This window comes from Paenarthrobacter sp. CM16, from assembly GCF_013179505.1.
Taxonomy (GTDB): domain Bacteria; phylum Actinomycetota; class Actinomycetes; order Actinomycetales; family Micrococcaceae; genus Arthrobacter.
The window spans coordinates 1-9739 of the sequence record NZ_JABMCX010000183.1 but is presented as its reverse complement, the minus strand read 5'-3'; the positions used below and the strand labels follow the sequence as shown (position 1 = coordinate 9739).

12 protein-coding genes are annotated in these 9739 nt (G+C 62.4%); 7 read left to right on the top strand and 5 right to left on the bottom strand.

Going from position 1 to position 9739, the window contains the following annotated elements:
* The 3 genes from HP499_RS15800 to HP499_RS15790 form a co-directional block, all read left to right on the top strand.
* Nucleotides 1-833, top strand: an 833-nt coding sequence (locus HP499_RS15800; protein ID WP_172325181.1) for an ABC transporter ATP-binding protein, incomplete at its 5' end; no start/stop codon positions are given.
* Nucleotides 830-2803: an ABC transporter ATP-binding protein gene (locus HP499_RS15795; RefSeq protein ID WP_305849746.1), complete on the top strand. Its 1974-nt coding sequence runs from the start codon at nt 830-832 to the stop codon at nt 2801-2803. The genes HP499_RS15800 and HP499_RS15795, both read left to right, overlap by 4 nt.
* A gap of 39 nt (nt 2804-2842) precedes the next feature.
* A complete protein-coding gene (locus HP499_RS15790; RefSeq protein WP_216660056.1) occupies nt 2843-4291 on the top strand; it encodes a CCA tRNA nucleotidyltransferase in 1449 nt (482 codons plus the stop codon).
* Nucleotides 4292-4342: 51 nt separating this feature from the next.
* Here HP499_RS15790 and HP499_RS15785 read toward each other — a convergent pair whose 3' ends face one another.
* The 4 genes from HP499_RS15785 to HP499_RS15770 all read right to left on the bottom strand — a co-directional run bounded on the left by HP499_RS15785 (nt 4343) and on the right by HP499_RS15770 (nt 7328).
* Nucleotides 4343-4597, bottom strand: coding sequence for a hypothetical protein (locus tag HP499_RS15785; protein ID WP_172325180.1), 255 nt, complete (start codon nt 4595-4597; stop codon nt 4343-4345).
* Nucleotides 4598-4658: 61 nt separating this feature from the next.
* Nucleotides 4659-5474: a hypothetical protein gene (locus HP499_RS15780; protein ID WP_172325179.1), complete on the bottom strand. Its 816-nt coding sequence runs from the start codon at nt 5472-5474 to the stop codon at nt 4659-4661.
* Nucleotides 5471-6370 (bottom strand): ABC transporter ATP-binding protein, encoded by a 900-nt coding sequence (locus HP499_RS15775; protein ID WP_172325178.1) that lies wholly within the window; start codon nt 6368-6370, stop codon nt 5471-5473. Before HP499_RS15775 ends, HP499_RS15780 begins: the two co-directional genes overlap by 4 nt.
* A 385-nt stretch (nt 6371-6755) precedes the next feature.
* Complete coding sequence (locus HP499_RS15770) at nt 6756-7328, bottom strand: MOSC domain-containing protein (RefSeq protein ID WP_172325177.1); 573 nt, start codon at nt 7326-7328, stop codon at nt 6756-6758.
* Nucleotides 7329-7404: 76 nt separating this feature from the next.
* Here HP499_RS15770 and HP499_RS15765 point away from each other — a divergent pair, with 76 nt between their 5' ends.
* The 3 genes from HP499_RS15765 to HP499_RS15755 are packed head-to-tail and all read left to right on the top strand — an operon-like array spanning nt 7405 to nt 8865.
* Nucleotides 7405-7842, top strand: coding sequence for an ATP synthase subunit I (locus HP499_RS15765; RefSeq protein ID WP_172325176.1), 438 nt, complete (start codon nt 7405-7407; stop codon nt 7840-7842).
* The gene (locus tag HP499_RS15760) at nt 7839-8030 is read left to right on the top strand and encodes a helix-turn-helix domain-containing protein (RefSeq protein ID WP_172325175.1); all 192 of its coding nucleotides are present in this window, start codon (nt 7839-7841) and stop codon (nt 8028-8030) included. Before HP499_RS15765 ends, HP499_RS15760 begins: the two co-directional genes overlap by 4 nt.
* Nucleotides 8031-8085: 55 nt before the next feature.
* The gene (locus HP499_RS15755) at nt 8086-8865 is read left to right on the top strand and encodes an alpha/beta fold hydrolase (RefSeq protein ID WP_172325174.1); all 780 of its coding nucleotides are present in this window, start codon (nt 8086-8088) and stop codon (nt 8863-8865) included.
* On the opposite strand, the gene HP499_RS15750 is transcribed toward HP499_RS15755, so the two are convergent.
* Complete coding sequence (locus HP499_RS15750) at nt 8862-9461, bottom strand: TetR family transcriptional regulator (protein ID WP_172325173.1); 600 nt, start codon at nt 9459-9461, stop codon at nt 8862-8864. The two genes, HP499_RS15755 and HP499_RS15750, sit on opposite strands and share 4 nt — an antisense overlap.
* Before the next feature lie 85 nt (nt 9462-9546).
* Between HP499_RS15750 and HP499_RS15745 the strand changes: the two genes are divergently transcribed.
* A partial coding sequence (locus HP499_RS15745) for an SDR family NAD(P)-dependent oxidoreductase (protein ID WP_172325172.1) occupies nt 9547-9739 on the top strand: 193 nt, incomplete at its 3' end.

The following is a 9739-nucleotide window of genomic DNA, read 5'->3' as shown; positions in this document are numbered from 1 at the left end:
CGTCCGTTTCTGCCGACCGGATCGGCGAGGTGCTGGAAACAGCGTCAAGCGTCCAACCGCCGTCGAACCCTGTTACGGGCGGCATCCGCCGCGGCGAACTGGAAATGCACGACGTCGGATTCGCCTACCCGGGTGCCGAACAACCGGTGCTGGACGGGCTGTTCTTCACCGCCCGCGCGGGGGAGACCACCGCGATCATCGGCAGCACCGGCGCGGGCAAAACAACACTGGTGAACCTCATGCCGCGGCTCTTCGACGCCACAACAGGGTCCGTGAGGATGGACGGGGTGGACGTCCGCGAGCTCCACCCGGACCTGTTGTGGGGCCACATAGGGCTGGTGCCGCAGCGGCCCTACCTGTTTTCCGGGACCGTCCGCAGCAACCTTCAGTACGGTAAACCCGATGCCACCGAGGACGAGCTGTGGCAGGCGCTTTCAGTGGCCCAGGCCCGGGATTTCGTGGAGGACATGGAAGGAGGCCTGGACGCCGTCATTTCACAGGGCGGCACCAACGTTTCCGGCGGCCAGAGGCAGCGGCTCGCGATAGCCCGGGCGCTGGTGAAACAGCCGGAGCTTTACATCTTTGACGACTCCTTCTCCTCCCTCGACACCGCCACTGACGCCCGGCTCAGGCAGGCCCTCAGACGCCACACCAACGGCGCCACGCTGGTGATCGTTGCGCAGCGGGTCTCCAGCATCGCGGACGCGGACCAGATCCTGGTGCTCGACGACGGCAGGATCGTTGGACGCGGAACGCACCATGAGCTCTTGGAGACGTCCGAAACGTACAAGGAAATCGTGTCCTCCCAGCTCGCTGCGGAGGAGGCGGCATGAGTGCCGTATCAGCTGGTCCCCGTGGACCGCAGCGGCCGGCCATGGGTCCCGGCCGCGGTGGTCCTTTTGCCGGGATGAACATTCCGGCCGAGAAAGCCTCCAACTTCTCCGCCTCAGCACGGCGTTTGTTGGGCACCTTGCGGCCTGAACGCCTGTGGTTGACGTTGGTGCTGGTCTTCGCCGTGGTCAGTGTTGCCCTGTCCGTGATCGGGCCCAGGTTGCTGGGCGAAGGCACCAACCTGATCTTCGCCGGCGTCGTCTCCAAGGAACTACCCGCAGGCGCCTCCAAAGCCGAGGTGATCGCAGGGCTTCGCGCTTCAGGTGAGGACAGCAAGGCAGACATGCTAAGCGCCATGAACCTGACGCCCGGCGTCGGAATCGACTTTGGCGCCTTGGCCTCCGTGCTGCTGTGGGCGCTGGCGCTGTACGTCCTGGCCTCGGCGTTCGGCTGGATGCAGGCGTACGTGCTCAACGGCGTCGTGCAGCGAACCGTATACCGACTCCGGGAGCGGATTGAAGCGAAAATCCACCGCCTGCCGTTGCGTTATTTCGACTCCATCCAGCGCGGTGAACTGCTGAGCAGGGTCACCAATGATGTGGACAACATCTCCCAAAGCCTGCAGCAATCCATCAGCCAGGTGGTCTCCTCCCTGCTGACCGTGCTGGGGGTGCTGGTGATGATGTTCCTGCTCTCGCCGGTCCTGGCGCTGATTGCCTTGGTGACTATTCCGCTGACAGTAGGGACCACGCTGCTGATCGCCAAGCGCTCGCAGAAACTTTTCGTGGCGCAGTGGAAGAATACCGGCGAACTCAACGGCCAGATCGAGGAAACATACACCGGGCACGCGCTGGTGAAGGTGTTCGGACGGCAGAACGAGGTGCAGGAGAAGTTCCGGGCGAAGAACGGCGAGCTGTACCAGGCGAGCTTTGGAGCGCAGTTTGTGAGTGGCCTGATCATGCCGGCCATGACGTTCATCGGCAACCTTGTCTATGTGGGGATCGCCGTAGTGGGTGGCCTGCAGGTTGCCTCCGGCTCCATGCAGTTGGGTGACGTCCAGGCCTTCATCCAGTACTCGCGGCAGTTCACCATGCCCCTGGCCCAGCTGGGGTCCATGGCGAACATGCTGCAATCCGGCGTTGCCTCGGCGGAGCGGGTGTTTTCCTTGCTGGACGAGGAAGAAGAGTCTGCCGAGCCGGATGCTGTTCCGCGGTCCGGCCCCACCCGCGGACGGCTCGTCTTCGAGAACGTGTCCTTCCGGTATTCGCCGGACAAGCCCCTGATTACGGACCTCAGCCTGGTGGCCGAACCCGGGCAGAGCATCGCCATTGTTGGGCCCACCGGAGCGGGCAAGACCACGCTGGTGAACCTGATGATGCGGTTCTATGAGCTGGATTCAGGACGAATAACGCTCGACGGCGTTGACATCACCTCGCTGTCGCGGCAGGAACTCCGTTCCCGGATGGGCATGGTCCTCCAGGACACCTGGCTGTTTGGCGGGACCATCCGCGACAACATCGCTTACGGCCGGCCCGCTGCTTCCGAGGACGACATCCTTGAGGCGGCGCAGGCCACCTACGTGGACCGCTTTGTTAGGTCCTTGCCCGAGGGATACGACACCTTGCTTGATGACGAAGGCGGCAATGTGTCGGCAGGCGAGAAACAGCTGCTCACCATCGCCCGGGCCTTTTTGTCGCGTCCATCCGTCCTGATCCTTGATGAAGCCACCAGTTCCGTAGATACCCGCACCGAGGTCTTGGTGCAGAAAGCCATGAATGCCCTGCGCTCTGACCGGACCAGTTTTGTGATCGCCCACCGGCTCTCCACTATCCGGGACGCGGACCTCATCCTGGTGATGGAAGCCGGGCAGATTGTGGAACAGGGGACACACTCTGAGCTGCTGGCCTCGGGCGGGCCGTACTCGCGGCTGTACGAGGCGCAGTTTGCGGCGCCGGCGGCTTTTGAGCCCTAGATTTGTTGTGGGCACACTCTCGTTGTCCGTCACTATGAGTTGTTAGGACTTGAGGCCATCACAACTATTCCCAATCTCCTTCAGCTCACCCCCGAAGCCCGGCAGGTCCTCGATTGCCTGCGAGCTGCCGGAGGCCGGCCGCTGATTGTTGGAGGCTCTGTTCGGGACGCGTTGCTCTCGCGTTCCAGCGGTGCCGCGGTGGACTCGAAGGACATCGACATTGAGGTCTATGGGTTGACCACGTCCCAGGTGTCAGCGGCGCTCCCGGGCCACGTCATGGAGGTGGGGCAGCACTTCGGGATAGTCTCTGCGACAGTGGGCGGCCAGGTTTTCGACGTTTCGCTGCCGCGCCAGGAGTCCGAGGTTGAAGCCTTCGCCCGGCGGGACTTCACCATCAACGCGATGGGCTGGGACCAACTAAGCGGGACCGTTGTGGACCCGTTCGGGGGACAGGCCGACCTGGCAGCGGGAATCCTTCGCCACACGAGCCCGGCGTTTGGTGATGATCCGCTGAGGGTGCTGCGCGCCATGCAGTTCAGCGGCCGGTTCGGATTCGGGCTGGTCCCGGAAACGGCGCAACTGTGCCGCAGCCTGGCACCGGCTTTCGTGGATCTGCCCAAGGCCCGGATTTGGGGTGAGTTCTACAAACTCGCCTCGAAAGGGACGTTCATCTCCAAGGCTTTGGACACCCTGTTCGTGTCCGGTTGGGAAGAGCACTTCCCGGAACTGGCTGCGACAAGGGGCGTTCCGCAAGACCCGGAATGGCATCCGGAAGGTGACGTGAACATCCACCTCGGATTGGCCGGCGACCAAGCAGCCCTGATCGCCCGGCGCGACAATCTGGGCGCCGATGAAACCGCAGCATTGGTACTGGCCGCCATCACCCACGACTTCGGCAAGGCAGTTTCCACCACCATCGATTCAAATGGCCGGATCACTTCCAACGGGCACAACGTCACTGGGGTTGAGCCCGCCCGGAATTTCCTGCGCCGGATCGGAGCGCCCGGGCGATACGAAGACAAGATCCTGCCGCTCATCCGGGAACACATGTGCCACACCCCGGAAGGTCCCCAAGGCGCCATCAGTGATTCGGCAGTCCGGAGGCTGATACGGCGCCTGAACCAAGCGAACGGCGGACCGTCCATAACGGACTGGGCGCGCCTGGTGGAAGCGGACAAAGAGGGGCGCGGGCCGGGCGCACGTCAGGGCGTCAACCATCTGCCCACTTGGCTGGCAAAAGCTGAACGGCTGGGCAGCGAACCCGTTACAGGCACTACCTTGTTGAAGGGCGCAGCCTTGGCCGAAGCCGGGATCCCGCGTGGACGGCTTTGGCGGTTCGTGATTGAGCAGAGCCGTGACGCTCAAGACGACGGGTTGTTCGGCGACGAGGAAGGCGCGGCGGCTTGGCTTCATGCCAACCGGGATTCTGTTGTGGCGGAGGCAATGCGGCGGCTGGACGAATTCGAGGCTGCGGGGGAGAGGCTGTAGCTTCTGGCACAGCTTTCGACGTCGTTCCTAGCGGACGGAATCCGCGGGCGCCTACTCGACCGACTCGATCTTGCGTACCTTTTGTGATTCCCTCCGCTTGATGACTGCCAAGGTGATACCCGCCGTGGTTATGCCGGTGACAATGGCGATCAGCCAGCGCAATACGATGTGTATGTCTGCCCACAGTGCGAGTCCAACACTGACGGCCAGGATGGTAACGAACAGGGCCGCCATCGAGGCTCGTTCACCAGGTGGCCGTCCTCGAGACGTGCCATTGGGAGGCCTACGGTCTTTAATGCCAGCCATTATTTTCCTTTGTGGTTGCGTGGAAACGGATGTCAGTACCTTGGGCAGGTGAAGGGATGGCTCACATGGTTCGACGGCGGAAGACCGCAAGTGCGGTAGTGCCCATTACAAGCGCCCAGACCATGAGCCCAAGCTGGCCCGTCAGCAGGTGACCCAAGCCCAGGTCATCGATTGTTGACGCGCTGATAGCACGCATGAACAAGGGCGTAGGTGTCACGTTTATCAGGGCATCCACCGCATTCGCCGCCTGCTGGGGGATCACCGACCCCACAGCGAAAACCGCCAGGGGGAGAAATAGATTGACTCCCACGAGGAGCAGCACGGCCCCGAAGGCCCGCCCCACAATATGGGCCAGAGTAACGGCCATCAGAACCATGCTTGTACTGCCGACCACGGCTACCCCTACGCCTAGCAGTGCCGGCCCTGTAAAACGGCCCTCTGACAGGAGGATTCCCAATACCGCAATGACGATCGTGACCAGGACTGTGACGAATACTGTCAGGGCAACCCAAGAGAGGAGCCGCGCTGTGAAGAGCCGATCCCGGTTTGGCGTCAGTGACAAGGCCAGACCCAACTGCCCGGTGTGGTCCCGACCCACCGCGAAAACAGCCGCTATGGAAAGGACGAGGGCCGCAACGAATGCCCCGGTCTCGATGGAGGTTGTAGTCAGGACCTTCGGAGTTTCCGGTGCCAGTGACTTGATGATGAGCATGGTGAGAACCCCGGCAGTCAGCGCTGCTGTGATCGCCACGAAGATCGGGACGGGCACGCCGCCCCTATTGAGGAGTCGGTGTGCCTCGGCCCGGGTCACAGCGCCCAGCGTCTGCAACGGGGGCATCGCACTAAGCCCGTTGAGCGGTGATTCGGCCATCATCATTGCGTTTCTCCTGATGCGTTCCGGGCCAGAACCTCGAAGTAGGTCTCTTCCAGAGTTCGGGTCACCCTGGTTAGGTGGGAAATTCCAGCTCCGGACTCCACCGCGACCGAAGCCAGAGTGGTGGGGTCCGCATGGTGAACAAGCACTCCCGCACGTTCACGTTTGACTTGGAAACCACGTTGCACCAAGGCACTCACTAGACTCCCGACGTTCGGTGACTCAAGGTAATATCCCGTTTCGTCCAGTTGGGATACGAAGTCCCCGACGTTTCCATTACCGAGGATCCTGCCGTCGGCGATCATGACGATGTCATCTGCTACTTCGGCCAGTTCTGCCATGTGGTGAGAGGACAGGAGGACCGTTGCGCCCTCGGAGGCCGCCGAAGTAAAGAACGACCGGATCCACGCTATTCCGTCGGGATCGAGCCCATTGATGGGTTCGTCCATGACAAGTACTGCGGGACGGCCCACGGTAGCTGCGGCGATGCCTAGCCGCTGGCGCATGCCCAACGAAAACGTACGGACCCGGTGCTGCGCAACTTCTGCCAGTCCGACCCTCTCCAGAGTCTCCTTACCCCACGCTAGTGGCAGTCCTTGTACGCGGCAGACGTAGTTGAGTATGCCTGCTGCAGTTGCTTGTACAGGTAGCCATTCTGCGGACAGGAAGACTCCCATGGTCCTTCCGGGATGAACGGCATCTGCAAAACCTGTTCCGTTGACGCTGACGGAGCCTGCATCAGGTGATATCAGTCCGGCAATTGTTTTGAGCACTGTGGATTTGCCAGCGCCGTTGGGTCCAACGAATCCAGTGACCCGCCCAGGTTCGGCGGTAAAAGAGACGCTGCGGAGTACTTCCCGGCTACCAAAGCGCTTGCTTAGGTGGTCAACGTTGATCATGGATGAATAGGCTCCTTGGCAGTGGGGGGGGCTTGACAGTACTGCGCAGCCGGTTGGCGGAAATTTCGGATGAGGTGTCTGTCAGGAGGCGTTCCATTTGTTTCGAGACCGCTCGTGAAACGCAAAGCGAGGACAGCGTCTTCGGCCCCGGTGAGCCGATCAAGCGACCATGGATTCTCCCCCATGCGAAGTGCTCGGTTGAACTCACGGTAACAACAGAAAGTGGGCTCTAGGTGCTCCAGGGGCGTATACCTAGTCGCTTTTGGGGCAAATTAGGTGCTGAAAGCGGCAACCCCTAGTCCTTGGCAGGCCCATCTAGGTGGTGGAGCTGGGGTTTGGATCGGGTTGAATGGCCATTCCTGATTCAGCGCATGTGGAATGGACGCTAGGGCAGTCGCGACGGCCGCAGCACGTTTGCCTCGCCTGCCTTGCCCGGATCCAGGACGACGGGGCTGATCAACACAGCCGGTCCTCGGTGCAGCAGCCCACCCGCAACAACCTGGCACCGGACGCCACCGCGCCCGCGCATTGCTTTGTGGGCCCCCGGGGCAAGCATTTCATCCATCCAGGCGCAGGGGTGTGCCGGCCTCCCGGCCTTGAGCCGCACCACATCTCCACCGGACTCAATCGCGAACTCATGACCGAGCAAAGGAGCCAACTCCACTCCTCGAAGGACAACGTTGCGCCGTGTCAGCAGGGGGTCGAAGGGCCCGGCCCCGAGTTCAGCGGCGATCGCTTCCAACGCCTCTGCGGCAAAAAGCGTCACGGCGGCATCCATGTGCGCGGCCTTGCCGAAGAACCTGTCGCCAACAATTCCTTTGCCTGCCACCAGCTCGGCCTGCCCGGCATCGGTGGTGGGAACGTCGGCGGCGCCTTCCCTGGCGCGCCCAAAGTAGGCGTGGGCCGGCGAGATCAAAAGGTGCAGCACCTCGACGTCGTACCTGTACTCGGTGGTCATCCCTCAACGCTAGCTCCAGCGCGAGAAGTATGCATCAAGCATTGTCCCCCAAAGTAAAGGGTGCTTTACTTTGATCATGAGTAAAGTTTCCTTTACATCGAAGCGTGCGCCGATCCATCATTACGTCCTTGCTGTCATCCTCGGCGCCATCCTGACCATCGCCGTCGCACTGTTGGTGGGAGCATCAAACCCGGGCGATTTCTGGCTCGCTGCCGGGATTGGTGCCCTCTGTGCCGTCTACCCCGCGATGTCGCTCGGCATTAAGGTCTTCGTTTCACGCCACACCGTTACCCGTGATCCGCATGGCGAGCAGAGTGTGGAGCTCCAGTGGATGCGCCAGGCTGGTGCCGGGGCTTTCCTGGACGTGCTGGTCGCCACCATCGTTGCTGCCCTGGTGCTGACCATCGGCCGCTTGGAGATCGACGCGCTTCCGGTCCTTCTCGGTCTCGTTGGTTTGAGTGCGGTTGACGCTGGACTGCGATACGTGGCCATTCGCCACCGCGCGCTGAAGTGAAGAACAACCTAGCCGAGCGCCGCGCCGAACGCCGTTGGACACAGGCGGACCTGGCGGCGGCATTGGGGGTTTCCCGGCAGACTGTCATCTCCATCGAGCGGGAGAAATTCGATCCCTCGTTGCCTCTGGCGTTCCTCATTGCCCGGACGTTTGGGTGTGCCATTGAGGACATTTTCACTGCGGAGTAAGGTCCTTGTGGCCCACGCCGCAGCGCTTTGAATGCCTGCCGGATACTGTGGCACGGTGAACTTTGCGCAAGCCCCCGACGGCGCTGAACTCGCCTGGACTTCCGAAGGCGACGGCGAGCCCATGCTGTTGATCGCAGGACAAGCGACATCCATGGACGGTTGGGGCCCGACGGCGGAGCTTCTGTCCCGCCATTACCGCGTCATCCGCTTTGATCACCGGGGGATTGGGCGGAGTGGGAAGGGTGAAGCGGACCGCTACACCACGCGGCTCTTCGCCCAGGACGCTGCCGCAGTCCTTGATGCCGCCGGAGCCGATTTAGCACACGTGTACGGCCACTCCATGGGTGGGCGGGTTGCCCAGTGGCTGGCTGTGGATTACCCCCGGAAGGTCCGTACCCTGATCCTCGCCGCAACAAGTGGCGGGAAATGGCCGGATGCCGGAACGCAACCGGACAAGGCAGCTTTGGAAGCCCTGGTCAGCGGCGACATGTCACGGCTTGAGCCGCTCTTCTTCGATGCCGAATGGGTGGGTGCCAATCCCGTGGCGACACATACCTTCTTCAACTCGCCAGCCTCGGCCTGGGCCAAAGCGCGTCATTTCAAAGCCAGCCGGGAACACGATGCCTGGCGTGACCTCGGATCGGTTCAAGCGCCGACGCTGATCCTGCATGGCACCGAGGATGCCTTGGCACCATTGCCGAATGCACTCCTGCTCCGCGAGCACATTCGCGGCTCGGTACTGGTGCGCGTACCCGGTGCAGGGCATGGATTGCACCTGGATCACCCTGAGACGGTGGAGTGGATCCGGCAATTCGTCGCCAGGAAGAGCAGCTAACGCGGGGGAACGTTCAACACCTCGAGCGCTGCTATCAGGTACGGCACTGGATCCGGATCCGACCCGGCGGCCCACTGCATCCAGGCCTCGAAGGTCGCGGCGAGGTATGCGGCACTCAGGAAACGTGCTGCAGAGTCGGACAGGCCGTTCTCGATCAGGAAGGCCAAGGCCCGCTCGCGCTGTGGCGCCAAAGACTCATAGCTGCGGCTGGTCAGTTCCGCGTGCTCGGCAATCAGGCGGAGCCGTCCGCGGGTAACCGACAAGTCCGGGATGACCGCGACCCCGGCGACTGCTGCTGTGCGCAGCCCGGCCAGCACATCGCCGTCGGACTTTCCCGGCCCGTGGAACGAGCCGAAGGCGAGTGTTGAGGCTTCGACCACGGGTTCGGTGCCGCCCCAGACCAGGTCCGCTTTGCTGGCGAAGTAGCGGTAGAGGCTCTTGCGGCCGATGCCGGCGGCCCGGGCGATGTCTTCCATGGAGGTGTTCTCATACCCGTGCTCCGCGAACAGGTCCAAGGCGAGTCCGGCTACGGCGTCGGGGTCGATGGTGGCGGGGCGACCGCTGGGGCGCGGGGGTTTGGCATCTTCCGAAGTCATCCCTCCAGTATTCACTCTTACATAATGACACAGAGTGTCATAAGATGGTTCCAACCACCCAGCAAGCAACCACCGGAAGGACATCATGGGCAACGACGCTTCGTGGCAGGAGGCCATCACCTCGGGCCGCTTTGCCGGCAAGACCATCATCGTCACGGGAGCCGCGTCGGGAATCGGCCGGGCCACCGCTTTGCGCATTGCCAAGGAAGGCGGCAAGGTCGTCGCGGCCGATATCAGCAAGGACCGCCTGGATGCCCTGGTTGAAGAGAACGCAGGAC

Excerpts from the sequence above, each read along its gene's own strand:
- HP499_RS15795 (WP_305849746.1), top strand. The coding sequence starts at position 830 with ATGAGTGCCGTATCAGCTGGTCCCCGTGGACCGCAGCGGCCGGCCATG.
- HP499_RS15785 (WP_172325180.1), bottom strand. The coding sequence starts at position 4,597 with ATGGCTGGCATTAAAGACCGTAGGCCTCCCAATGGCACGTCTCGAGGA.
- HP499_RS15780 (WP_172325179.1), bottom strand. The coding sequence starts at position 5,474 with ATGATGATGGCCGAATCACCGCTCAACGGGCTTAGTGCGATGCCCCCG.
- HP499_RS15775 (WP_172325178.1), bottom strand. The coding sequence starts at position 6,370 with ATGATCAACGTTGACCACCTAAGCAAGCGCTTTGGTAGCCGGGAAGTA.
- HP499_RS15770 (WP_172325177.1), bottom strand. The coding sequence starts at position 7,328 with ATGACCACCGAGTACAGGTACGACGTCGAGGTGCTGCACCTTTTGATC.
- HP499_RS15765 (WP_172325176.1), top strand. The coding sequence starts at position 7,405 with ATGAGTAAAGTTTCCTTTACATCGAAGCGTGCGCCGATCCATCATTAC.
- HP499_RS15750 (WP_172325173.1), bottom strand. The coding sequence starts at position 9,461 with ATGACTTCGGAAGATGCCAAACCCCCGCGCCCCAGCGGTCGCCCCGCC.